This window comes from Enterobacter sp. AG326 (genome assembly GCF_004362415.1).
Lineage (GTDB): Bacteria > Pseudomonadota > Gammaproteobacteria > Enterobacterales > Enterobacteriaceae > Enterobacter > Enterobacter asburiae.
The window spans coordinates 1225080-1249851 of sequence record NZ_SNXG01000001.1 but is presented as its reverse complement, the minus strand read 5'-3'; the positions used below and the strand labels follow the sequence as shown (position 1 = coordinate 1249851).

Below are 24772 nucleotides of genomic sequence, written 5' to 3'. Positions count from 1 at the left end.
AGAGGGCTGGGGTGAGGGCATCAAGCCGCACCACACTCCAGCCGATACACCCAGTCGTCATAGCGCACGCCGTCAATTTCATACGCCTTTTCCAGCACCTGCGTACGCACAAACCCTGCTTTCTCCAGCACCCGCACCGAACCGCCGTTATCCGCCAGCACGTACGCGTTAATCGCTTTTACGCTGGTCTTGTTAAACGCGTAATCGCACACCGCGCGCAGCGCCTCGCTGGCAATCCCTTTTCCCTGCGCGGCAGGCACAACCGTATAGCCGATATCGGCCTCTTCACGATTCTCAGGGCTGATTTGCAGGCCAATATCGCCCAGCGGCGTACCGTCCTCCAGAGAGCGGATCACGAAGACATGCTCCGCCATCAGGCGTGCGGCAAACACGCGTCGGGTCTCTTTTTCCGGCGCGATGGCGGCCATGTAGCGCATGATGCTGCGATCTTCACGCAGCGAGCGGAAGAAGGCCCAGTCGGTGGGTTCGAAAGGAGTGAGGTGAAGCCGGGGAGTGGTGATTGTTGCCATTGTTACGCCATATCTTCGGAACATGGCCTGTCACTGTAACATATTCACCGCACCACATCCCCCAGCGCCTCTTCTAATTCATACCAGCGGAACGCAAAGCCGGCTGCTTCCAGCCGTTTTGGCAGCGCCCGCTGTCCGCCTAATACCAGCACAGACGCTTCACCCATCATCAGGCGAATGACCGTGGCAGGCACGCGCAATATCGCCGGGCGGTGCAGGGCATGCCCCAGCGCGTGGGCAAACTGTTCATTACGCACCGGATACGGCGCAACCATGTTAAACGGCCCGCGCAGATCGTTATCCAGCAGCCAGAGAATCCCATTGACCATATCGTCGATATGGATCCACGCCAGGTACTGACGACCATTGCCGATGGGGCCGCCGAGTCCGAGCCGGAAAGGGGGAAGCATCTTCGCCAGAATACCGCCTTTCGGCGCAAGCACGACGCCGGTCCGCAACAGGCAGACGCGGGTACGATCGCTCTGCGCCGCACAGGCGATACGCTCCCACTGGGCGCAGAGCTTATGGGTAAACTCGTTATGGGGCGGCTCTTCCTCGGTCACCACCACCTCGCCGAGATCGCCGTAATAGCCCACCGCTGAACCCGAAATCAGCACCGAAGGCGGCGTGTGGCTATTGCGGATCAGCTCGACCAGCTTTTCGGTAATGTTCCACCGGCTGCTGCATAACAGCTGCTTTTGCTCTTCCGTCCAGCGCTTATCGGCGATGGGTTCACCCGCGAGGTTAATAACGGCGTCGAAGCCGTCCAGATTTTGCTGCTCGGCCAGATTTTTCCAGATATCGATACCCGCCCCCAGCACCTGGCGCGCCTTCTCAGGGCTGCGCGTGACCACGGTAATGTCGTGATGCAATGCCTGCAGACGCGCAATCAGGTGACGACCAATCAGGCCTGTGCCGCCGGTCAGCAAAATCTTCATACAACCTCCAGGTTTACGCCTGGCGTCGCCAGCTTAGCGTCATGGAGACGGAATCGGCGTAGCGCAGGGCGTGAAGTTTATCGATCTCAACTTCAGCATAAGTGACCCAGTGATGTTCGCGTGCGATATCGAGCACATCCTGAGTTAATTTTTCCAGCAGAGAGAAGCGGTTATTCTCCACATACTGAATGATGTTTTTGGTGATTGTGCGGTAGTTCAGCGCGTCGTTGATGTCTTCGCTGGCCCGCGCTTTGTCTGCGGGGTAGTGAATCACCACGTTAATGACAATATCCTGACGGTTGGCGATCTCTTCCTCTTTGATACCGATGAAGGTACGCAAGCGTAAATTTTTTATACGAATAACAGCATCTGGCTGTGACATTGCAGGTCTTCTCCGTGTCAGTATTTCCCGCTCATCATACATGAGAGGCTCGCGGGCACCCAGCCTCATAGAGGGTTAAATTTGCTGGATTTTTTGCATCGCTCGCTCGGTGGCCGGGCGGGTTCGAATGCGCTCAAACCAGTTGTTCACCGCCGGGTAAGAGGCCAGGTCAATGCGGTGTTTTTCATGCGTATTCACCCACGGCCAGCAGGCGATATCGGCAATACTGTAATGATCGCCCCCGAGCCACGGCGTTTTCTCCAGCCGACGGTTCAGAACGTCATACAGCCGTTGAGTCTCAACCTGATAGCGTTCTATCGCATAAGGAATGGGCTGCGGGGCGTAAGCGGTAAAGTGATGATTTTGACCCAGCATGGGCCCCAGCCCGCTAGCCTGCCAGAAGAGCCATTGCAGGGTATGATGACGCTCTCGCAGTTCGCCGCTCAGCAGTTTGCCGGTTTTCTCCGCCAGGTAGAGCAAAATTTCGCCGGATTCAAACAGGCTCAGCGGTCTGCCTCCGTCCGCCGGCTGGTTATCGATAATGGCCGGGATTTTATTATTCGGCGAGATAGCCAGGAAGAGAGGGCTGAACTGATCGCCTTTGCTTATATCAACGCGAATGATCCTGTAATCCAGCTCGGCTTCTTCAAGAAAAAGGGTGATCTTATGGCCGTTTGGGGTAGGGGCGTAATAAAGGTCGATCATTCTCAACTCCTGTCCATGCGAATAGTGGTGCCATGACAAATGAGTATAGGTGGTTGTTGTAAATCGTGAGTTTTCATCAAGTGACAGCGAGGCAAAGAGATTATATGTTGAGTAAAAACCGATCAGCCTATGAGGATGTTATGAACCAGCCCGTCATCACGTTGTGGTCCGATGCGAATTTCTTTTCTCCCTATGTTATGAGCGTATACGTTGCGCTGGCCGAAAAAGGGCTCACTTTTACGCTGAAGACCGTCGATCTTGACGGCGGTGAACATCTCAAACCGCAGTGGCAGGGTTACGACCTGACCCGACGGGTGCCGGTGCTGGAGATTGACGGTTTTGCCCTGAGCGAATCGTCGGCGATTGATGAATATCTCGAAGATCGGTTCGCGCCGCCCGAGTGGGAGCGCATCTATCCTCACGACCTGCAAAAACGCGCGCGGGCGCGGCAGATCCAGGCGTGGCTGCGAAGCGATCTGATGCCGATTCGCGTGGAACGCGCGACGGACGTCGTGTTTGCCGGGGTCAAAAAGCCAGCGCTCAGCGCAGAAGGCCGTGAAAGCGCGCAAAAACTGATTGAAACCGCCACCTCGCTCCTCGCCCATGGCAACCCGAACCTGTTCGGCGAGTGGTGCATTGCCGACGCCGATCTGGCGTTGATGCTTAACCGCCTGATCCTCAACGGCGATGAGGTGCCGCAGCTGCTGGTGGATTATGCCGCGTTTCAGTGGCAGCGCGCCTCCGTGCAGCGCTATGTGGCACTCTCGGCCAAGCGCGCGGGCTGATAAGCCCTGACGCTTCAGGTATGATGGGGGCAGTTTGTTTTCCCGAGGAGTGACTGATGAAACTGATGTTTGCGTCGGATATCCATGGATCGCTGCCCGCTACCGAGCGTGTCCTTTCCCTGTTTGCACAAAGCGGCGCGCAGTGGCTGATTATTCTGGGGGATGTGCTCAATCACGGCCCGCGCAACGCGCTGCCGGAGGGCTACGCTCCGGCTCAGGTCGCGGAAAAGCTCAACCCGGTTGCCTCGCGCATTATCGCCGTTCGCGGCAACTGCGACAGCGAAGTGGACCAGATGCTGCTGCATTTTCCTCTTACCGCGCCATGGCAGCAGGTGCTGCTGGAACAAAGCCGCCTGTTCCTGACGCACGGGCATCTTTTTAGCCCGGATAATCTCCCGGCGCTCGCGGCTGGCGATGTCCTGGTTTACGGTCATACTCATATTCCGGTTGCTGAAAAGCGCGGTGAGATTTATCACTTCAATCCGGGTTCGGTCAGCATACCTAAAGGCGGTTATCCAGCGAGCTATGGCATGCTGGATGGAAATACCCTGCGCGTTATCGCACTTAATGATCAGCAAGTTATTGCGCAGGTAGCGATTAATCCGTAAGTTACACCTCAACTGCAAACGCGCCGAAAGAGCGCTTAGAAGAGAAGGTTTCCCGATGGTGGAGCAGAGTCATTTGGCAAGTACAGAGTGGGTTGACATTGTCAGCGAAGAGAATGAAGTGATCGCGCAGGCCAGCCGCGAACAAATGCGTGCGGAGCGTCTGCGCCACCGCGCAACGTACATCGTTGTGCATGACGGTATGGGCAAAATTCTGGTCCAGCGCCGTACGGATACCAAAGATTTTCTCCCGGGTATGCTGGATGCCACCGCAGGTGGGGTTGTCCAGGCAGATGAAGTGCTGCTGGATTCCGCGCGTCGTGAAGCGGAAGAAGAGTTAGGCATCGCCGGCGTGCCGTTTGCCGAGCACGGTCAGTTCTATTTCGAAGACGAAAACTGCCGCGTCTGGGGCGGGCTGTTTAGCTGCGTCTCCCACGGCCCGTTCGCTCTGCAGGAAGAAGAGGTGAGTGAAGTCAGCTGGATGACGCCGGAAGAGATCACCGCGCGCTGCGACGAGTTTACGCCGGATTCGTTAAAAGCGCTGGCGCTGTGGATGACCCGCAACGCCAAAAACGAATCGACCAAATCAGAAAAAGAGGAAGAGGCTGAGTAAGATTCAGCAACTCTCTCTCAGACACAGACTGGACGCGATGGGCTTTTGATCGCGCCAGTCACCGTCATTCAGACGCTCCAGCAGCGCTTTTCCGGCTTCAATTCCAATCTTACGATGCGGCACCGCCATCGTCGTCAGCGGCGGCTGACAGACGCGGCTCACGTCGCTATCGCCAAAGCCTACCACCGCCAGATCGTCCGGCACCTTGATTCGCCTGCGCTGGCACTCGTACAGCGCGCCGCATGCCAGCTCGTCAGAGACGCATACCAGCGCATCCAGCTCTGGCCATGCCAGCAAAAACTCAGGCAACTGCGCGGCACCCGTGGAGAAGCTCGGCGGCATCGCCGCGTTAATCACACGGTTCGGCGACATATGGTGGCGAAGCATGGCTTTGTACCAGCCCTGCAGATGCTGCTGGAAAATCCACTGCTCCTGGTTGGCGCACAGCAGGCCTATATTTTGGTAGCCGCGCTTAATCACCATTTCCGTGAGCTCATACATGGCCGCTACGTTATCAATCCCGATATTCATATCAATCGGGTCGGCGCGCATGGCGCCCATCTCCATCACCGGAATAGAGGCGTTTTTCAGCCAGTGGCGAACGGTGTCGGTATGTTCAACGCTGAGCAGGATAGCGGCGGCAATATTTGACGCCAGCAGCGTCTCCAGCAATTTCTCCTCCTGCTCAAGACGATGCTGGGATTCTGCCAGCATGATCTGATACCCGGCAGGCTGTAGCACCTGCTGTAGCCCGGCGAACATCTCCGAGCAGCCAGCTTCGGAGAGGTTAGGCACCACCATGGCTATCGTCCACGACGACGCCGAGGCCAGCGCGCTGGCGGCAAGATTAGGCATATAGCCCAGCTCCTGCACGGCAGCTTCAATTTTTTCTCGTAGTTTATCGGAAACCTGCTCGGGTGTGCGGAGTGCACGGGACACGGTCATCGTGCCCACACCGGCAAGCTGTGCGACATCGGCGAGTGTCACTTTACCAGTACTGCGCCGTTTTCGGGTTAGAGACATACACCTTCCTGCTGACCAGACGCGTTCTTCATTTCCTTCGCTTCACGTGACAGGCAGTATACGCCTTAAATCCCTTTTTTTGCTGTGATTTAGCGCCGTGATTGCAATTTGATAGCGCTATCACATTTCTGCATGTTAAGCATTGGTAGCGCTATCTTTGTGATCGCGATCGCAGTCATCCAGCGATGTGTTGAATAAAGTTTGCTCATCTTCAAGCGTGTAGCGGGAGTGAAAAGTGCTCAAAAAATGGATATATGATACAACCATCACGCTGCAGGATAGCGTGGAAACCTGGCCGCAGGCGCTGGAGCTGTGCGCGAAGCCGCTTCTGGATTTGCAGGTGATTGAGCCTGAATACGTCACGGCCATCATCCAGCAGCACCACACGTTAGGACCTTATTATGTGCTGGCACCGGGGCTGGCGATGCCGCATGCGCGGCCGGAGGAAGGCGCCAAAGGACTGGGGTTGTCTTTATTAAAACTAAAACAGGGCGTCTCGTTTGGTGCCGGTGAGTTTGACCCTGTCGATGTCATTATTATGCTCGCGGCACCCGACAAAAATAGCCATATTGAGATGATCTCATCGCTGGCTGAATTATTTTCCAGCGATGCAGATATGGTTGAACTGCATCAGGCGAATACCCTGGAGGAAATTAAAAAGATTATTGACCGCTTCTGATTTAATTCTTTAATCCGATTATTCACAACATTACGCGCCAGCGTGATGGGGCGTGCTCTACTCAAAATAAGGGGACAACAATGAAAATCATGGCTATTTGCGGCTCCGGCCTGGGCAGCAGTTTTATGGTCGAAATGAATATTAAAAAGGTGCTTAAAAAACTGGAGATTGAGGCTGAGGTTGAACATTCCGACCTCTCCTCGGCCACGCCGGGTGCGGCCGATCTTTTCGTGATGGCAAAAGACATTGCGGCCAGCGCCAGCGTGCCGGAAAGCCAGCTGGTGGTGATTAACAACATCATCGACATCAACGAACTTGAAGCGCAGCTGCGCGCCTGGTTCGAAAGACAATAACCCTGATAAGGCGAGGTGGATATGTTTATCCTTGAAACGCTGAATTTCGTTGTTGATATTTTAAAAGTCCCTTCGGTACTGGTCGGTTTAATTGCGCTTATTGGTCTGGTTGCGCAAAAGAAAGCCTTTTCGGACGTGGTGAAAGGAACGATTAAAACCATTCTTGGCTTTATTGTGCTGGGCGGCGGTGCAACGGTGCTGGTGGGGTCATTAAATCCTTTGGGGGGTATGTTTGAACACGCCTTTACGATTCAGGGCATTATTCCAAACAATGAAGCGATTGTGTCAATTGCGCTGGAGAAATACGGCGCAGCGACCGCCCTGATTATGGCTTTCGGCATGGTGGCGAATATTATCGTCGCGCGCTTTACCCGCCTGAAGTATATCTTCCTGACCGGGCACCACACGTTTTATATGGCGTGCATGATTGGCGTGATCCTTACGGTAGCGGGCTTTGAGGGCGTGGGTCTGGTCTTTACCGGCTCGCTGATCCTCGGCCTGATCATGGCCTTCTTCCCGGCGATTGCCCAGCGCTACATGAAGCGCATTACCGGCAACGATGAAATTGCCTTCGGCCACTTCGGCACGCTGGGCTACGTGCTGTCCGGCTGGATTGGCAGCAAGGTCGGCAAAGGCTCCCGTTCAACGGAAGAGATGAACCTGCCGAAGAACCTGAGCTTCCTGCGCGACAGCTCGATCTCCATCTCCCTGACCATGATGATTATCTACCTCATCCTGGCGGTGAGCGCCGGGCGTGAGTACGTGGAGGCCACCTTCAGCGGCGGTCAGAACTATCTGGTCTACGCCATCATCATGGCCATCACCTTCGCGGCGGGCGTGTTCATTATCCTGCAGGGCGTGCGCCTGATTCTGGCGGAGATCGTTCCGGCCTTTACCGGCTTCTCGGAAAAACTGGTGCCGAACGCGCGTCCTGCGCTGGACTGCCCGGTGGTCTATCCGTATGCGCCAAACGCGGTACTGATTGGCTTCCTGTTCAGCTTCCTCGGCGGGATTGTGGGGTTGCTCATCTGCGGTCAGTTTAGCTGGGTGCTGATCCTCCCGGGCGTCGTGCCGCACTTCTTCACCGGCGCAACGGCGGGCGTGTTCGGTAACGCCACCGGCGGACGCCGCGGGGCAATGATTGGCGCCTTTGCTAACGGCCTGCTGATCACCTTCCTGCCGGTCCTGCTGCTGCCGGTGCTGGGCGCCATTGGCTTTGCCAACACCACCTTCTCGGACGCCGACTTCGGCGCGGTCGGGATTGTCCTCGGCAACCTGGCGCGCTTCCTGTCGCCGCTTGCCATCACCGGACTGGTCGTGGCGTTGTTCTCTCTGCTGGTGGCGTACAACGTCTTCGCGAAAAACAAACCTGCAGGCGGTAACGCGCAGGAAAACACCGGAGCCAAATCATGAATGAGAAAGAGATAACCGAACTCGCGCGTCAGATCCGTCTTGAGACGCTGAAATCCCTGACGCAGCTGGGCTTTGGGCACTACGGTGGCAGTATGTCGGTGGTTGAAATCCTGGCCGTGCTGTACGGCGCGGTGATGAAAATCGACCCGGCGGATCCGGACTGGCCGGAGCGAGACTATTTTGTCCTGTCGAAAGGCCATGCGGGCCCGGCGCTCTACAGCACGCTGGCGATCAAGGGCTACTTCCCGGTGGAAGAGCTGAGCACCCTGAACCAGAACGGCACGCGCCTGCCAAGCCACCCGGACCGTCTGAAAACTCGCGGCGTGGACGCCACCACCGGTTCGCTGGGGCAGGGGATCTCCATTGCCGGCGGTATGGCGCTCTCGCACAGGCTGGCGGGGCGGCCGAATCGGGTCTTCTGCATCGTCGGTGACGGCGAGCTGAACGAGGGGCAGTGCTGGGAAGCGTTCCAGTTTATCGCCCACCATCGCCTCAACAACCTGACGGTGTTCGTGGACTGGAACAAACAGCAGCTCGACGGCGAGCTGGACGAGATCATCAGCGCGTTCGACCTGGAGGGGAAATTCCGCGCCTTTGGCTTTGACGTGGCGACGGTGAAGGGCGACGACGTTCCGGGTCTGCTGGCGGTGACGTCGCGGGTCCCGGCTGCCGATGCGCGTCCGTTAGTCGTCATCCTCGACAGCATCAAAGGGCAGGGGGTGCCGTACCTGGAGCAGCTGAGCAACTCGCACCACCTGCGATTGACCGCAGAGAGCAAAGCGGCCCTCAACGAGACGATTCGCCAACTGGAGGCTTCACATGATTAAGGTTGCACCGGCAGGACAGAAAGACGCCGTTGAGATGCGTAAGGTCTACGCGAGCTTCGTGGCAAAGCAGATTGAGGCAGGAAGCGAGATTATCGCCCTGGAAGCGGATCTGATGAGCTCGATGGCGATGGACGGCGTGGCGCGCGATTATCCGCAGCACGTGATTAACTGCGGCATTATGGAGGCCAACGTCATCGGCACCGCGGCGGGGTTGTCGCTTACCGGGCGTAAGCCGTTCGTGCATACCTTCACCGCGTTTGCCAGCCGTCGCTGCTTTGACCAGCTGTTTATGTCCCTGGACTATCAGCGCAACAACGTGAAGGTCATTGCCTCGGATGCGGGCGTGACGGCCTGCCACAACGGCGGGACGCATATGTCATTTGAGGATATGGGCATTGTGCGCGGCCTGGCGCACTCGGTGGTGCTGGAGGTGACCGACGCGGTGATGTTCGATGACGTGCTGCGCCAGCTTATCGACCTCGAAGGCTTCTACTGGGTGCGGACCATTCGTAAGCAGGCGCCGAGCGTGTATGCCCCGGGGTCAACCTTCACCATCGGCAAAGGTAACGTGCTGCGCGAAGGAACCGATATTACCCTGATTGCCAACGGCATCATGGTGGCGGAAGCGCTGGAAGCGGCGCGCCAGCTGGAGCAGGAGGGGGTAAGCGCGGCGGTCATCGACATGTTTACCCTGAAGCCTATCGACCGGATGCTGGTGAAAAACTACGCCGAGAAAACCGGACGCATCGTCACCTGTGAAAACCACAGCATTCACAACGGCCTGGGGTCGGCGGTGGCGGAAGTGCTGGTGGAAACCTGCCCGGTACCGATGCGGCGGGTGGGCGTCAAGGAGCGCTACGGCCAGGTGGGGACGCAGGATTTCCTGCAGAAGGAGTATGGCCTGACGGCACATGACATTGTGTCGGCGGCGAGAGAGCTGCTGTAAATAAAAAAGGCGACCCTTTGTGGTCGCCTTTTTGTTGCCCGGTAAGCGCTAGCGCCACCGGGCTTTTTGACATTACTGCTGCTGCGAAGACTGAATCGCGGTCAGAGCGATGGTGTAGACGATATCGTCAACCAGCGCGCCACGAGACAGGTCGTTCACAGGTTTGCGCATGCCCTGCAGCATTGGCCCGATGGAGATCAGGTCTGCTGAACGCTGCACCGCTTTGTAGGTGGTGTTACCGGTGTTCAGATCCGGGAAGATGAACACGGTAGCGCGACCTGCAACCGGCGAGTTCGGCGCTTTGGATTTCGCAACGTCGGCCATCACGGCGGCGTCATACTGCAGCGGACCGTCGATCATCAGGTCAGGACGTTTTTCCTGCGCCAGACGGGTCGCTTCACGTACTTTCTCTACGTCGCTACCTGCACCAGAGGTACCGGTGGAGTAGGAGAGCATCGCTACGCGCGGTTCGATACCGAAGGCAATCGCGGAGTCCGCGGACTGGATAGCGATTTCTGCCAGCTGCTCTGCGGTTGGATCCGGGTTGATCGCGCAGTCGCCGTAAACGTAAACCTGTTCAGGCAGCAGCATGAAGAACACGGAAGAAACCAGAGAGCTGCCCGGTGCAGTTTTGATCAGCTGCAGCGGTGGGCGGATGGTGTTCGCCGTGGTGTGAACCGCACCGGAAACCAGACCGTCAACTTCGTCCTGCTCCAGCATCAGCGTACCCAGCACCACGTTGTCTTCCAGCTGTTCGCGTGCAACGGCTTCGGTCATGCCCTTGCTCTTACGCAGCTCAACCAGACGGGCAACGTAGCTTTCGCGAACCACTTCCGGGTCAACGATTTCGATGCCAGCGCCCAGCTCAACGCCCTGAGACGCCGCAACGCGGGTGATCTCATCCGGGTTACCCAGCAGCACACAGGTCGCGATGCCGCGCTCTGCACAGATAGCAGCTGCTTTAACGGTACGTGGTTCGTCGCCTTCTGGCAGAACAACGCGTTTGCCCGCTTTACGCGCCAGCTCGGTCAGCTGGTAACGGAATGCTGGAGGAGACAGGCGGCGGCTGCGCTCGGAGGTCGCAGTCAGGGATTCGATCCAGTCTGCGTTGATGTAGCCCGCAACGTATTCCTGAACTTTCTCGATACGCTCGTGGTCATCAACCGGCACTTCCAGGTTGAAGCTCTGCAGGCTCAGGGAGGTCTGCCAGGTGTTGGTGTTCACCATGAAGACCGGCAGACCGGTAGCGAACGCGCGTTCGCACAGCTTGCTGACGCGTGGGTCCATCTCGTAGGCACCGGTCAGCAGGATCGCACCGATTTCCACGCCGTTCATCGCGGCCAGGCAGGCTGCAACCAGCACGTCAGGACGGTCTGCGGAGGTGACCAGCAGGGAACCTGCGCGGAAGTGTTCCAGCATGTGCGGAATGCTGCGCGCACAGAAGGTCACGGACTTCACGCGGCGGGTGTTGATGTCGCCTTCGTTAACGATGGTAGCGTTCAGGTGACGCGCCATATCGATTGCACGGGTGGCAATCAGATCGAAGCTCCATGGCACCGCGCCCAGTACTGGCAGCGGGCTGGATTCCTGCAGCTTAGCCGGGTCAACTTTGATGACTTTCGCTTTGGAAGAGTCGTCGAAGATCTCGGACAGGTCAGGGCGAGTACGGCCCTGCTCATCCACCGGTGCGTTCAGTTTGTTCACGATCACGCCGGTGATGTTGGTGTTTTTCGCGCCGCCGAAGCTGCTGCGCGTCAGTTCGATACGCTCGTTCAGCTGCTCTGGGGTGTCGGTGCCCTGAGACATCACGAAAACAATCTCTGCGTTCAGGGTTTTCGCGATTTCAAAGTTCAGAGACTGGGCAAACTGGTGTTTGCGCGTCGGGACCAGACCTTCAACCAGCACCACTTCCGCGTCTTGCGCGTTAGCATGGTAGTTGGCGATGATTTCTTCCATCAGCACGTCTTTCTGGTTGCTGGACAGCAGAGATTCAACGTGGCTCATCTTCAGCGGTTCAGCCGCTGGCAGATTGGAGTTCTTGCGAACGATGGTGGTGGTCTGGTCTGGCGCATCGCCACCGGCACGTGGCTGGGCGATTGGCTTAAAGACGCTCAGACGAACGCCTTTGCGTTCCATAGCACGGATAACGCCAAGGCTGACGCTGGTCAGGCCGACGCTGGTTCCGGTAGGGATCAGCATAATAGTACGGGACACGGTTTATCCTCTTTCGTTACCGCCGCGATTGGGCGGGTTACAAAACAGCACCGCCAGCATTGCTGGCGGTGTGGAATCAGGCAGTCAGGCGGTGCGCGTCTTGCGCAATGACCAGTTCTTCGTTAGTTGGGATAACGAGAGCAGGGCGGGTGCCTTCTTTGTTGATGAAGCCAGACTTGCCGAAGCGGGCAGCCAGGTTACGCTCGTGATCAACGTCGAAGCCCAGAACGCCCAGTTTGCCCAGGGACAGTTCACGAACCATTGCCGCGTTCTCACCGATACCACCGGTGAAGATAACCGCGTCCAGACGGCCTTCCATCAGCGCAGTGTAAGAGCCGATGTACTTCGCCAGACGGTGGCAGTAAACGTCCATTGCACGTTTAGCGTCTTCTTTCTCTGCGTAGTTGTCTTCAACGTAACGGCAGTCGCTGGTGACTTCGGTCAGACCCAGCAGGCCAGACTCTTTAGTCAGCATTTTGTTGATCTGGTCAACGCTCATGCCCAGGGTGTCGTGCAGGTGGAAGATGATCGCCGGGTCGATGTCACCGGAACGGGTACCCATCACCAGACCTTCCAGCGGGGTCAGACCCATAGAAGTATCAACACATTTACCGTTGCGGATAGCGGAAACAGAACCACCGTTGCCCAGGTGGCAGGTGATGATGTTCAGTTCTTCAACCGGCTTGTTCAGAACTTTTGCGGCTTCCTGAGTCACATAGAAGTGGCTGGTGCCGTGCGCGCCGTAGCGACGTACGCCGTGTTCTTTGTACAGGCTGTATGGCAGGGCATAGAGGTAAGACTCTTCCGGCATGGTCTGATGGAACGCGGTGTCGAATACGGCCACGTTTTTGTCTTTCAGATTTGGGAAGGATTTCAGCGCTTCAGCGATACCGATCAGGTGAGCCGGGTTGTGCAGCGGTGCGAAGGACGCAGAGTCCTTGATGCCCTGGATCACAGATTCGTCGATCACGACGGAGCTGGTGTATTTTTCGCCGCCGTGGACGATACGGTGACCAATCGCAGTCAGCTGAGCAGACAGTTCTGGTTTTTGTGCCAGAATAGTGTTAACGATAAAGTTCAGCGCTTCACTGTGAGCGGCGCCTGCACCTAAAGCCGCTTCTTGTTTGCTGCCGTCCATCTTCCACTTGATACGTGCTTCAGGCAGATGGAAACATTCGGCCAAACCAGAGAGGTATTCGTCACCGTTGAGCGCATCGATGATGGCGAATTTCAGTGAGGAGCTACCGCAGTTCACAACCAGTACTAACTTACTCGACATGGAAGTACCTATTATTGATACGTGGCTAAAAAAACGTCAGTGAGTCTAACAGCGTAACGCATGATGACTCAGACATTTATGATTAACATCATGCCAAACGAACATTGTGGCATGATGGAAGAAATAACTATGATTTTATGCCATTTTGCACAATTTTCAGCCAATGGCATAATATGCAATAATTTGACGAGTTAATGATTCTCGTCTAAGGCCCTATCAGGCTGGCACAGGATACCCGATACGGGGTAGAGATGACAAAATATTTTGAACGTTGTCATAGCTTGTTGTGGTTTTGCACGAAAATTTTAATTTTTATATGTGAAGTTGAGGTACAGCCATGTCGACACCAGAGAACCCGTCCCTAAATTTCTTTAGTCTGTTTCGTCGGGGACAGCATTACGCAAAGACGTGGCCGATGGAAAAGCGCCTTGCGCCGATGTTCATTGAGAATCGCACCATCCGCGCCACGCGCTATGCGATTCGCTTTATGCCGCCAGTCGCTGTCTTTACGCTGTGCTGGCAGATTGCGTTGGGCGGGCAGCTTGGCCCTGCCGTCGCGACAGCGCTCTTCGCCTTAAGCCTGCCGATGCAGGGCCTGTGGTGGTTAGGTAAACGGTCTATCACCCCACTTCCCCCTTCTATTTTACACTGGTTTTATGAAGTGCGCGGAAAACTGGAGGAGGCCGGGCAGGCGCTCGCCCCGGTTGAAGGCAAGCCGGATTACCAGGCGCTGGCGGACACGTTAAAGCGCGCTTTTAAGCAACTGGATAAAACATTCCTCGATGACTTGTGATTGATCATCGAAACGACGACGAAAAGAAGGCACAGTAACAATCAGTTACCGTGTCTTTTTTTTAAAGTGCAATGCGCTACAGGAGTCGAAAGATGGAAATGACCCATGCTCAACGTCTGATTTTGTCTAACCAGTACAAGATGATGACTATGCTTGATCCCGATAACGCTGCGCGCTACAGCCGCCTGCAAACCATCGTAGAACGCGGTTTTGGTTTGCAAATGCGCGAACTGGACCGCGAGTTTGGCGAGCTGAAAGAAGAAACCTGCCGCATCGTGATCGACATTATGGAGATGTATCACGCCCTGCACGTGTCCTGGACGAATCTCAAAGATCAGCAGTCCATTGACGAGCGCCGGGTGACCTTCTTAGGCTTTGATGCCGCAACGGAAGCGCGTTATCTGAGCTATGTTCGCTTTATGGTGAATACAGAAGGGCGCTATACCCACTTTGACGCGGGCACCCACGGCTTCAACGCGCAGACCCCAATGTGGGAGAAATATCAGCGTATGCTAAGCGCGTGGCACGCCTGCCCGCGTCAGTACCATTTAAGCAGCAACGAAATTCAACAAATCATTAATGCCTGACGGAGGTGCGTGTGCAGTGTAGAGGTTTTCTGTTTGATCTGGACGGTACGCTGGTAGATTCGCTGCCGGTTGTGGAGCGTTCGTGGTGCCATTGGGCTGACCGACATGGCATCGACCATCAGGACGTGCTGAATTTTATCCATGGCAAACAGGCCATCACCTCGCTACGGCACTTCCTGGCCGGACGCTCTGAGGACGAAATTCAGGCGGAGTTCAAATACCTGGAACACATTGAAGCCACGGATACGGACGGCATCACAGCCTTACCGGGCGCGCGCGAGCTGCTTGAGCATCTGAACGAGGCGCAGATCCCGTGGGCTATCGTTACCTCAGGCTCCATTCCCGTCGCCCACGCCCGTCATAAGGCGGCAGGTTTACCGAAACCGGAAGTGTTTATCACTGCGGAGCGCGTAAAGCGCGGTAAACCGGAACCCGACGCGTTTTTACTGGGCGCTGAACTGTTGGGCCTCGCGCCCGCAGAGTGCGTGGTGGTGGAAGATGCGGCCGCTGGCGTACTGGCCGGGCTGAACGCCGGAAGCCACGTTATCGCGGTGAATGTTCCGGCGGGATCTCCCCGCCTGGAGGAAGCAGATTTTGTGCTGGATTCACTGACGGCGCTGGCTGTTTCGAAAGCCTCTGACGGGGTTGTAACCGTCTCGCTAAAAATGTAATCACATGATATAGCCCCACATTGCTGGGGCTTTTTTATGGCAAAATTCCTCATCTCCCACTGACAAGGACATGTTGTGAACGGTGAACTGATTTGGGTCCTGAGCCTGCTTTTAATCGCCATCCTTCTTTTTGCAACGGGCAAGGTACGCATGGACGCCGTCGCCTTGTTTGTCATCGTCGCGTTTGTGCTGAGCGGTACGCTCACGCTGCCGGAAGCCTTCTCCGGGTTTAGCGATCCCAACGTTATCCTGATTGCCGCCCTGTTTATTATCGGTGATGGGCTGGTGCGTACCGGCGTGGCAACCATCATGGGGTCGTGGCTGGTGAAGGTGGCGGGCAGCAGCGAAACCAAAATGCTGATCTACCTGATGGTGACCGTCGCCGGGCTGGGGGCGTTTATGAGCTCAACGGGCGTGGTCGCAATCTTTATACCGGTGGTGCTGAGCGTCTCCATGCGGATGCAGATCTCGCCGTCGCGCCTGATGATGCCCCTGAGTTTTGCCGGTTTGATCAGCGGAATGATGACGCTGGTAGCAACGCCGCCGAACCTGGTCGTCAACAGCGAGCTTATCCGGGAAGGATTTCAGGGCTTCAGTTTTTTCAGCGTCACCCCGCTTGGGCTGGTCATTCTGGTCCTGGGCGTGGTCTACATGCTGCTGACCCGCTTTGCCCTGAAAGGTGAAAAACAGGACAAAAATAAAGAAGGGTGGAAGCGACGCACCTTCCGCGATCTGATTAAAGAGTACCGTCTCACCGGGCGCGCGCGCCGTCTGGCTATTCGCCCCGGCTCGCCGATGGTGGGACAGCGCCTGGACGACCTGAAGCTGCGTGAGCGCTATGGCGCAAACGTGATCGGCGTAGAGCGCTGGCGTCGTTTTCGCCGGGTGATCGTCAACGTCAACGGAGTGTCGGAATTCCGCGCGCGGGACGTCCTGCTGATTGATATGTCCACCGCGGACGTGGATCTGCGCGAGTTTTGCAGCGAACAGCTGCTGGAACCGATGGTGCTGCGTGGGGAGTATTTCTCCGATCAGGCGCTGGATGTCGGCATGGCCGAAGTATCACTGATCCCGGAATCGGAACTGCTGGGCAAAACCGTGCGGGAAATGGGATTCCGAACCCGTTATGGCCTGAATGTTGTGGGGCTGAAGCGCGATGGCGTGGCGATGGAAGGGGCGGTGGTGGATGAGCCGATCCTGCTGGGCGATATCTTCCTCGTTGTCGGTAACTGGAAGCTGATTAGTCAGCTCGGGCAGAAAGGGCGTGATTTTGTGGTGCTCAACATGCCTGTTGAGGAGAGCGATGCTTCCCCGGCGCACAGCCAGGCGCCCCACGCGATTTTTTGTCTGGTGCTGATGGTGGCGCTGATGCTGACCGATGAAATCCCCAATCCGGTTGCGGCAATTATCGCCTGCCTGTTGATGGGCAAATTCCGCTGCATTGACGCCGAAAGCGCGTATAAAGCCATTCACTGGCCGAGCATTATCCTCATTGTCGGGATGATGCCTTTTGCCCTGGCGCTGCAAAAAACCGGCGGGGTGGATCTGATCGTTAAAGGCTTAATGGACGTTGGCGGCGGGTATGGGCCGTACATGATGCTGGTCTGTCTGTTTATCATGTGCGCCACCATCGGTCTGTTTATCTCCAATACCGCGACGGCGGTACTGATGGCGCCGATTGCGCTGGCGATGGCCAAATCCATGGGCGTGTCGCCGTATCCTTTTGCGATGATGGTCGCAATGGCGGCCTCCGCGGCGTTTATGACGCCAGTATCTTCACCGGTGAATACGCTGGTGCTGGGGCCCGGGAATTACAGGTTCAGTGATTTCGTGAAGCTGGGCGTGCCGTTCACCGTGCTGGTGATGCTGGTATGCGTGGTGTTGATACCGGTCCTGTTCCCGTTCTGAGCATTTTGCCGGGTGGCGGCTGCGCCTTACCCGGCCAACAACCCGTAGGCCCTGCAAGCGCAGCGCCGCTGGGCAAACAGATTACAACGGTGAATCCTGGCTAATCTCATCCAGCGACAGATGGAAGCTCGGCACAAACACCTGCATAAAATAGTCCATCTCTGCGCTGCGGCGGGATTCCAGCGTTTTTTCCAGACGCGTTTTCGCCAGTAAAAATTCGTTATTCCCTGCAGACAGCTCTTCCAGACACTTCAGGTAGGCGCAGAGCGCGTCGGCCTGTTTGACCAGCGACTTTTCATCTTCCGTGTACTGATGCTCATCGATGAGCGGCTCAAAGATGTCGCGCAACTCGTCCGGCACCATGTCAATCAGCTTCTGCTGGGCAATCTTTTCGATGGCCTTGTATTCCTGCGCAATTTGCGAGTTGAAATATTTCACCGGCGTGGGCAGGTCGCCGGTCAGCACTTCCGACGCATCGTGGTACATCGCCAGCAGTGCGATGCGCTCTGGATTGACCTGGCCGTTGAATTTGCGGTTTTTAATGGCGGCCAGCGCGTGAGCGACCATCGCAACCTGCAGACTGTGCTCTGAGACATTTTCCGTGCGGACATTGCGCATCAGCGGCCAGCGATTGATGAGTTTCAGGCGGGAGAGGTGGGCGAAGAAATGACTCTGACTCATAGGTTACCTTTTGTCTTCACTGCGACAGGCGTTCATTGTGCGGGGAGGGGAGGGAAGATGCAAATCAGGCTACCGAAGTAGCCTGATTTTAAGATTACTGATGGTATCCGGACAGGAAGCGCCCGAAGCGGCTGATGGCCATTTCGAGGTCATCTTCGCGCGGCAGCGTCACGATGCGCACGTGATCCGGCCACGGCCAGTTAAACGCCGTCCCCTGAACCAGCAGCACTTTTTCCTGCAGCAGGAAATCGAGCACCATTTTCTGGTCGTCGTGAATATTAAAGCGCTTCGCGTCAATTTTCGGGAACATATAGAGCGCGCCATTCGGCTTCACGCAGGAGACGCCCGGGATATCGTTGATCAGCTCCCACGCGCGGTTGCGCTGTTCGTACAGGCGACCACCGGGAACGATGAACTCGCTAATGCTCTGATAACCGCCGAGAGCCGTCTGGATCGCGTGCTGCGCCGGAACGTTGGCACATAAACGCATGGAGGCCAGCATCTCCAGCCCTTCGATATAGCCTTTGGCGTGCTTTTTCGGACCGTTCAGTACCATCCAGCCCTGGCGGAAACCGGCCACGCGGTAGGTTTTAGACAGGCCGTTAAAGGTGACGGTCAGCAGATCCGGGGCCAGCGCAGCGATTGAGTGGTGCTGCGCCGCGTCGTACAGGATCTTGTCGTAAATTTCGTCGGCAAAGATGATCAGGTTGTGCTGGCGGGCGAGCTCGACGATCTCCATCAGCAGCTCTTTTGAGTACACTGCGCCCGTCGGGTTATTCGGGTTAATGATCACGATGCCGCGCGTGCGGGGCGTAATTTTGGCGCGAATATCATCGAGGTCCGGGAACCAGTCAGAGGACTCGTCGCAGAGATAGTGCACGGCTTTACCGCTCGACAGTGATACGGCAGCCGTCCACAGCGGATAGTCCGGCGCAGGTACCAGCATTTCGTCCCCGCTGTTCAGCAGCGCCTGCATCGCCTGCACGATCAGTTCGGAAACGCCGTTGCCGATATAGATATCTTCAACGGTAACATCACGCATACCGCGTGCCTGGTAGTGCTGCATGATGGCTTTACGTGCGGAGTAAAGTCCTTTTGAATCGCAATAGCCTTGTGCAGTAGGAAGGTTGCGGATCACATCAACCAGAATTTCATCCGGCGCTTCAAAACCAAATGGCGCAGGGTTACCGATGTTGAGTTTCAGAACCTTATTGCCTTCCTCTTCGAGGCGTTTTGCCTCTTTCAGAACCGGGCCGCGGATGTCATAACAGACGTTATCTAGCTTGCTGGATTTTTCGATAGGGGACATGAACCTTTAACCTTTTTGCTATTATTGCCACTCCCTGCCGTGGAAGTCAGCACGGAATAATGTACTCCCCCCTCGCTTCGTTTTGAAGGGTTTGCAGTAGAAGATTTTGTGTCGGGAACAAAATTCTGATAAATCTTTTTCGCTGTTCGTAAGCTTTTTCACTGTCTTAAAGTTGTGCGCATAGCATGATGACAGGTTAAATGTGCTATTCATTTGTCAAAATACTGTATATTGTGCTGATGAAAATAAGTGGTGAACCTGACAGTGGAAGCAATCACCCTGAGTGACTTTTCGTAAAACCTGAATGCTTGATACATGTTCCTGTAAAAGCGTAATGTGGCTAAAAGTTACTCATGTGAAATTAATGTTAAGTGCCATTAATGAATGGTCTTAATCTAAATTAAAATTTATTTATTATTAACCTATAAAATGCAACTTTAGTTAATTTTAATAAAATTAGTTTAGAAGCTTAACATTCTTCTTTAATCCTCAATATTGCAATAAGACTTATAAATAAAGTGGATTTGGGTTAAGATGTCTTTCAGGAAAGCAGAGAACAGATGCAAGAATTTTGTATATCTGGCACTGACTTTTCGAATTAATTGATTGTTATTGTTGGAGTTATCTCTGGCTGGAATGTGTCAAACATCTCCTGCTACGTTGACAGCGCTGCGATAAAGATGGCAGAAAAGGTGTTATACCTTTAATGTAATTTACATAAACCTGCGAACATCTAAATATCCTGAACGTTTAAGAGAATAAAAATAACGTCATGAAACGTGCTTTCTGACTGTTGATATAAAGCAGCACAATAACTATCTGTCAGGCAGTCTGCCGGGCCGGGATGCGAGGGAAAACCTTCAGAGGGAATTGCTTAACTGTTACACACAGCTTCAACCCGGGCAGCTCCGCACGAGCAACCTGAAAGTGAATAGATATGATAAATGCAAATCGTCCGATAATGAATCTCGACCTCGATCTGCTGAGAACGTTTGTTGCGGTCGCCGATCTCAACACTTTTGCAGCTGCTGCTGCCGCCGTTTGCCGAACTCAGTCCGCCGTTAGCCAGCAAATGCAGCGGCTGGAGCAGCTGGTCGGTAAAGAGCTTTTTGCACGTCACGGGCGTAATAAGCTCTTAACGGAACACGGTATTCAGCTACTGGGTTATGCCAGGAAAATTCTTCGCTTTAATGATGAAGCATGTATGTCATTAATGTTTAGCAACCTTCAAGGGGTGCTAACGTTAGGCGCATCTGATGAGTCAGCGGATACTATATTGCCGTTTCTTCTCAATCGTATTAGTTCGGTTTATCCGAAGCTTGCGCTTGACGTTAGCGTAAAACGTAATGCCTTTATGGTTGAGATGTTAAATGAGCATAAAGTCGACCTGGTGGTGACGACGCATCGTCCCGGGCAGTTTGATTGCCTGACGCTGCGCACATCGCCTACGCACTGGTATTGTGCAGCCGAGTACGTGCTGCAAAAAGGGGAGCCGGTTCCGCTGGTATTACTGGATGACCCGAGCCCGTTCCGCGATATGGTGCTCACGGCGCTGAATGAGGCCAACATTCCGTGGCGTCTGGCGTATGTGGCTTCCACGCTGCCAGCGGTTCGTGCCGCCGTGAAGGCTGGTCTGGGTGTAACGGCCCGTCCGGTAGAGATGATGAGTCCCGATCTGCGCGTCCTGGGGAAATCCGATGGTCTTCCTGCGCTGCCGGATACGGAGTATCTGCTCTGCCACAATTCGTCCAGTCATAACGAGTTGGCAAAAGTGGTGTTCGAGGCGATGGAAAACTACCATAACCCATGGCAGTTCGAGCGCGTTACCTCCGAAGGGGGGGATGATTCCCTGATCGTCGAAGGGGATTTTGAGTGATCGATAGCTCAATATTCTGGTAACAAAATGTAAGTGTAGAAAAAAGCCACTCATGTGATTTTCACATGCAGTGGCTTTTTTTAAGCAATAATACCCGCTTATGGTGCATGGATTTTCAGGATATTATATTACTTATCAATAAGATGAATGCTTTAGCTTAAAACTTGTCCATTTTCCGTTCTAACTTCATCCATATCCTTCTCATGTTAAAAAAACAGGAAATATGTTGCCGTTTTCCATGTTGAATTAACAAAAGCGTGTCGCAGATCAAGAAAATACTCCTATTTGGGGGGAGGAATCGTTGGCAAATCCTGTCAAAATAGGAGGGTTATTTTTTTTACTTCCGAAACGGACACGATTCAACAACATACATTTGACGGAAAGTCATGCACCCACCAGGGTTAAAGGGCACCAAATGTTAATGAGAATCGCTCGATGTAATTTAATGTGAAGAAACCTTTGTTAAAGTTGACAATAGGTTATAGAAAGGAGTAAAAAACCCCATCATTTTGCTGTCTACGTCTCATTTCCGACAGTTAGTGTAAGGTTATTTGTTCCTCCCCATGAATCGATGTGATGCCCATCTGCCAGCAAGAGCAGTGTCGTTGGTATCACTTTTGATGAGTAAGCAATGAGTATGTCAACATCCACAGAAGTCATCGCTCATCACTGGGCATTCGCAATCTTTCTTATTGTAGCCATTGGCCTGTGCTGCCTGATGTTAGTCGGCGGCTGGTTCCTGGGCGGTCGCGCCCGTGCAAGGCACAAAAACACACCTTTCGAATCAGGTATTGATTCAGTAGGTTCCGCTCGCTTACGCCTGTCTGCCAAGTTCTATCTGGTAGCCATGTTCTTCGTCATCTTTGACGTGGAAGCGCTTTACCTTTTCGCATGGTCAACGTCCATCCGCGAAAGTGGTTGGGTGGGCTTTGTCGAGGCCGCAATTTTCATTTTAGTGCTACTGGCCGGTCTGGTTTATCTGGTGCGTATTGGCGCGCTTGACTGGACGCCTGCGCGTTCACGTCGTGAACACATCAACCCGGAAAACAGTATCTCTAATCGTCAGCAGTAACAGCGAGGCAATAAGATGGATTATACGCTCACCCGCATAGATCCTAACGGTGAGAATGACCGTTACCCCCTGCAAAAACAGGAGATCGTAACCGACCCCCTGGAGCAAGAAGTCAATAAAAGCGTGTACATGGGCAAACTCGAACATGCCATGCACGATATGGTCAACTGGGGTCGTAAGAACTCCATCTGGCCTTACAACTTTGGCCTTTCTTGCTGCTACGTTGAAATGGTGACGTCATTCACTGCGGTGCATGACGTTGCGCGTTTTGGGGCCGAGGTACTCCGTGCTTCCCCGCGTCAGGCTGACCTGATGGTGGTTGCCGGTACGTGCTTTACCAAGATGGCACCTGTTATTCAGCGTCTTTATGACCAGATGCTGGAGCCAAAATGGGTTATCTCCATGGGCGCATGTGCAAACTCTGGCGGTATGTACGACATTTATTCCGTCGTACAGGGCGTAGATAAGTTTATTCCAGTGGATGTGTACATCCCAGGTTGTCCGCCACGTCCGGAAGCCTACATGCAGGCGCTGATGCTGCTGCAGGAATCTATCGGTAAAGAACGTCGCCCACTGTCGTGGGTTGTTGGCGATCAGGGTGTGTATCGCGCGAACATGCAGTCTGAGCGCGAGCGTAAACGTGGTGAACGTATTGCCGTCACCAACCTGCGTACGCCTGACGAAATTTAATTTGCGCCTGTAGGCCTGGAGAACACCTTCGCATATCACTACTCAAATAGCGCGAAGCCAGGCTCAACAGTCACCACGGACCATTTGCAATGGTGAACAATATGACCGACTTAACCGCGCAAGAAGCCGCCTGGCAGACCCGGGATCATCTGGATGACCCAGTCATTGGCGAACTGCGCAACCGTTTTGGGCCGGATGCCTTTACTGTTCAGGCTACCCGCACCGGGGTACCCGTTGTTTGGGTGAAGCGTGAGCAATTGCTGGAAGTTGTCGATTTCCTCAAGAAATTGCCAAAACCGTACGTCATGCTGTTTGACTTACACGGCATGGATGAACGTCTGCGTACCCACCGCCAGGGTCTCCCTGCTGCGGATTTTTCCGTTTTCTACCACCTGATCTCAATAGACCGTAATACGGATATCATGCTCAAGGTGGCATTGTCTGAAAACGACATGCATCTGCCGACGATCACCAAACTTTTCCCGAACGCGAACTGGTATGAGCGTGAAACCTGGGAAATGTTCGGCATGACCTTCGACGGCCACCCGCATCTGACGCGCATCATGATGCCGCAGACCTGGACCGGCCACCCGCTGCGTAAAGACTACCCGGCACGTGCAACCGAATTCGATCCGTTTGAGCTGACCAAAGCCAAGCAGGATCTGGAGATGGAAGCGCTGACCTTCAAGCCGGAAGACTGGGGCATGAAGCGCGGTACCGACAACGAGGACTTCATGTTCCTCAACCTCGGTCCAAACCACCCGTCTGCGCACGGTGCATTCCGTATTATTCTTCAGCTTGATGGCGAAGAGATTGTCGACTGCGTTCCTGACATCGGCTACCACCACCGTGGCGCTGAGAAGATGGGCGAGCGTCAGTCCTGGCACAGCTACATTCCGTATACCGACCGTATCGAGTACCTCGGCGGCTGCGTCAACGAAATGCCATACGTGCTGGCCGTTGAGAAACTGGCGGGTATCGTTACGCCGGATCGCGTTAACGTGATTCGCGTTATGCTGTCAGAACTGTTCCGTATCAACAGCCACCTGCTGTACATCTCCACGTTCATTCAGGACGTCGGCGCGATGACCCCGGTCTTCTTCGCCTTTACCGACCGTCAGAAAATCTACGATCTGGTGGAAGCAATTACCGGTTTCCGTATGCACCCGGCCTGGTTCCGTATCGGCGGTGTGGCACACGATCTGCCGCGCGGCTGGGACCGTCTGCTGCGTGAGTTCCTCGACTGGATGCCAAAACGTCTGGCCTCTTACGAGAAAGCCGCGTTGCGTAACACCATCCTGAAAGGCCGTTCCCAGGGCGTTGCCGCCTACGGCGCGAAAGAAGCGCTGGAGTGGGGTACGACAGGTGCAGGTCTGCGTGCGACCGGTATTGATTTCGACGTGCGTAAAGCCCGTCCTTACTCTGGCTACGAGAACTTCGACTTTGAAGTCCCGGTGGGCGGCGGTGTTTCCGACTGCTACACCCGCGTGATGCTGAAAGTAGAAGAGCTGCGCCAGAGTCTGCGCATCCTTGAGCAGTGCCTCAACAACATGCCGGAAGGCCCGTTCAAGGCGGATCACCCGCTGACGACGCCGCCACCGAAAGAGCGCACGCTGCAACATATCGAAACCCTGATCACCCACTTCCTGCAGGTTTCCTGGGGTCCGGTCATGCCGGCGCAAGAATCCTTCCAGATGATTGAAGCGACCAAGGGTATTAACAGTTACTACCTGACCAGTGACGGCAGCACCATGAGCTACCGTACCCGCGTGCGTACGCCGAGCTTTGCGCACCTGCAGCAGATCCCGTCCGCTATCCGCGGCAGTCTGGTCTCCGACCTGATTGTGTATCTGGGTAGTATCGATTTTGTTATGTCAGATGTGGACCGCTAAT

At 54.9% G+C, this 24772-nt stretch carries 25 protein-coding genes; 16 read left to right on the top strand and 9 right to left on the bottom strand.

The window, feature by feature from the left end:
- Positions 1-20: 20 nt before the first annotated feature.
- From DFO52_RS05850 to yfcG, 4 genes are all read right to left on the bottom strand, one after another.
- The gene (locus tag DFO52_RS05850) at positions 21-530 is read right to left on the bottom strand and encodes a GNAT family N-acetyltransferase (protein WP_133549694.1); all 510 of its coding nucleotides are present in this window, start codon (positions 528-530) and stop codon (positions 21-23) included.
- A gap of 44 nt (positions 531-574) precedes the next feature.
- On the bottom strand, positions 575-1468 hold the full coding sequence (locus tag DFO52_RS05845; RefSeq protein WP_033146089.1) for a TIGR01777 family oxidoreductase: 894 nt from the start codon (positions 1466-1468) through the stop codon (positions 575-577).
- A 13-nt stretch (positions 1469-1481) separates the two neighbouring features.
- A complete protein-coding gene (folX, locus tag DFO52_RS05840; RefSeq protein ID WP_023336419.1) occupies positions 1482-1850 on the bottom strand; it encodes a dihydroneopterin triphosphate 2'-epimerase in 369 nt (122 codons plus the stop codon).
- Between the two features lie 75 nt (positions 1851-1925).
- Positions 1926-2555: a GSH-dependent disulfide bond oxidoreductase gene (gene yfcG, locus DFO52_RS05835; protein WP_029741922.1), complete on the bottom strand. Its 630-nt coding sequence runs from the start codon at positions 2553-2555 to the stop codon at positions 1926-1928.
- A gap of 140 nt (positions 2556-2695) precedes the next feature.
- On the opposite strand from yfcG, the gene yfcF reads away from it, so the two are divergent.
- Genes yfcF through yfcD form a run of 3 tightly spaced genes read left to right on the top strand, consistent with a single transcriptional unit; the run spans position 2696 to position 4558 of the window.
- Positions 2696-3340 (top strand): glutathione transferase, encoded by a 645-nt coding sequence (gene yfcF / locus DFO52_RS05830; RefSeq protein WP_133549692.1) that lies wholly within the window; start codon positions 2696-2698, stop codon positions 3338-3340.
- Positions 3341-3396: 56 nt separating this feature from the next.
- Positions 3397-3948, top strand: coding sequence for a phosphodiesterase (yfcE, locus tag DFO52_RS05825; protein WP_047647195.1), 552 nt, complete (start codon positions 3397-3399; stop codon positions 3946-3948).
- A gap of 55 nt (positions 3949-4003) precedes the next feature.
- A complete protein-coding gene (yfcD, locus tag DFO52_RS05820) occupies positions 4004-4558 on the top strand; it encodes an NUDIX hydrolase YfcD (RefSeq protein ID WP_023312551.1) in 555 nt (184 codons plus the stop codon).
- 3 nt (positions 4559-4561) lie between these two features.
- On the opposite strand, the gene DFO52_RS05815 is transcribed toward yfcD, so the two are convergent.
- Positions 4562-5581, bottom strand: a complete 1020-nt coding sequence (locus DFO52_RS05815) for a LacI family DNA-binding transcriptional regulator (protein ID WP_029741925.1) — start codon at positions 5579-5581, stop codon at positions 4562-4564.
- A gap of 235 nt (positions 5582-5816) precedes the next feature.
- On the opposite strand from DFO52_RS05815, the gene DFO52_RS05810 reads away from it, so the two are divergent.
- From DFO52_RS05810 to DFO52_RS05790, 5 genes are all read left to right on the top strand, one after another.
- A complete protein-coding gene (locus DFO52_RS05810) occupies positions 5817-6260 on the top strand; it encodes a PTS sugar transporter subunit IIA (RefSeq protein WP_133549690.1) in 444 nt (147 codons plus the stop codon).
- An 80-nt stretch (positions 6261-6340) separates the two neighbouring features.
- Positions 6341-6613 (top strand): PTS sugar transporter subunit IIB, encoded by a 273-nt coding sequence (locus tag DFO52_RS05805; protein ID WP_003861447.1) that lies wholly within the window; start codon positions 6341-6343, stop codon positions 6611-6613.
- 21 nt (positions 6614-6634) lie between these two features.
- Positions 6635-8026 (top strand): PTS ascorbate transporter subunit IIC, encoded by a 1392-nt coding sequence (locus DFO52_RS05800; protein ID WP_133549688.1) that lies wholly within the window; start codon positions 6635-6637, stop codon positions 8024-8026.
- Positions 8023-8853 carry a transketolase gene (locus DFO52_RS05795; protein WP_133549686.1) on the top strand — a complete coding sequence of 277 codons (831 nt, stop codon included), beginning with the start codon at positions 8023-8025 and terminating at the stop codon, positions 8851-8853. The genes DFO52_RS05800 and DFO52_RS05795 overlap by 4 nt, the downstream gene beginning before the upstream one ends.
- Entirely contained in the window at positions 8846-9799 is a 954-nt protein-coding gene (locus tag DFO52_RS05790) for a transketolase family protein (protein WP_121931906.1), read from the top strand. Before DFO52_RS05795 ends, DFO52_RS05790 begins: the two co-directional genes overlap by 8 nt.
- A gap of 72 nt (positions 9800-9871) precedes the next feature.
- Here the strand turns inward: DFO52_RS05790 and pta are convergent, their stop codons facing one another.
- Together pta and ackA are read right to left on the bottom strand one after the other, a co-directional pair.
- On the bottom strand, positions 9872-12013 hold the full coding sequence (gene pta, locus DFO52_RS05785; protein WP_023312545.1) for a phosphate acetyltransferase: 2142 nt from the start codon (positions 12011-12013) through the stop codon (positions 9872-9874).
- A 76-nt stretch (positions 12014-12089) separates the two neighbouring features.
- Positions 12090-13292, bottom strand: a complete 1203-nt coding sequence (gene ackA / locus DFO52_RS05780) for an acetate kinase (protein WP_133549684.1) — start codon at positions 13290-13292, stop codon at positions 12090-12092.
- Between the two features lie 337 nt (positions 13293-13629).
- Here ackA and yfbV point away from each other — a divergent pair, with 337 nt between their 5' ends.
- The 4 genes from yfbV (at position 13630) to DFO52_RS05760 (ending at position 17251) form a co-directional block, all read left to right on the top strand.
- Positions 13630-14085, top strand: coding sequence for a terminus macrodomain insulation protein YfbV (gene yfbV / locus DFO52_RS05775; RefSeq protein WP_133549682.1), 456 nt, complete (start codon positions 13630-13632; stop codon positions 14083-14085).
- Between the two features lie 92 nt (positions 14086-14177).
- Positions 14178-14672: a YfbU family protein gene (locus DFO52_RS05770; protein WP_023312542.1), complete on the top strand. Its 495-nt coding sequence runs from the start codon at positions 14178-14180 to the stop codon at positions 14670-14672.
- Positions 14673-14683: 11 nt separating this feature from the next.
- Complete coding sequence (locus tag DFO52_RS05765) at positions 14684-15343, top strand: sugar phosphatase (RefSeq protein WP_045402709.1); 660 nt, start codon at positions 14684-14686, stop codon at positions 15341-15343.
- Between the two features lie 75 nt (positions 15344-15418).
- The gene (locus DFO52_RS05760) at positions 15419-17251 is read left to right on the top strand and encodes an SLC13 family permease (protein WP_063145417.1); all 1833 of its coding nucleotides are present in this window, start codon (positions 15419-15421) and stop codon (positions 17249-17251) included.
- A gap of 81 nt (positions 17252-17332) precedes the next feature.
- Here DFO52_RS05760 and yfbR read toward each other — a convergent pair whose 3' ends face one another.
- Together yfbR and alaA are read right to left on the bottom strand one after the other, a co-directional pair.
- Positions 17333-17932: a 5'-deoxynucleotidase gene (yfbR, locus tag DFO52_RS05755; RefSeq protein WP_029741932.1), complete on the bottom strand. Its 600-nt coding sequence runs from the start codon at positions 17930-17932 to the stop codon at positions 17333-17335.
- Positions 17933-18026: 94 nt separating this feature from the next.
- Positions 18027-19241, bottom strand: coding sequence for an alanine transaminase AlaA (gene alaA, locus DFO52_RS05750; protein ID WP_008500204.1), 1215 nt, complete (start codon positions 19239-19241; stop codon positions 18027-18029).
- A gap of 937 nt (positions 19242-20178) precedes the next feature.
- On the opposite strand from alaA, the gene lrhA reads away from it, so the two are divergent.
- From lrhA to nuoC, 4 genes are all read left to right on the top strand, one after another.
- Positions 20179-21117, top strand: a complete 939-nt coding sequence (gene lrhA, locus DFO52_RS05745; RefSeq protein ID WP_029741933.1) for a transcriptional regulator LrhA — start codon at positions 20179-20181, stop codon at positions 21115-21117.
- A 631-nt stretch (positions 21118-21748) separates the two neighbouring features.
- Positions 21749-22189 (top strand): NADH-quinone oxidoreductase subunit NuoA, encoded by a 441-nt coding sequence (gene nuoA, locus DFO52_RS05740; RefSeq protein WP_014171000.1) that lies wholly within the window; start codon positions 21749-21751, stop codon positions 22187-22189.
- A gap of 15 nt (positions 22190-22204) precedes the next feature.
- Positions 22205-22879 (top strand): NADH-quinone oxidoreductase subunit NuoB, encoded by a 675-nt coding sequence (gene nuoB, locus DFO52_RS05735; protein WP_003861482.1) that lies wholly within the window; start codon positions 22205-22207, stop codon positions 22877-22879.
- An 89-nt stretch (positions 22880-22968) separates the two neighbouring features.
- The gene (gene nuoC, locus DFO52_RS05730; protein WP_023312537.1) at positions 22969-24771 is read left to right on the top strand and encodes an NADH-quinone oxidoreductase subunit C/D; all 1803 of its coding nucleotides are present in this window, start codon (positions 22969-22971) and stop codon (positions 24769-24771) included.
- Position 24772 lies beyond the last annotated feature (1 nt).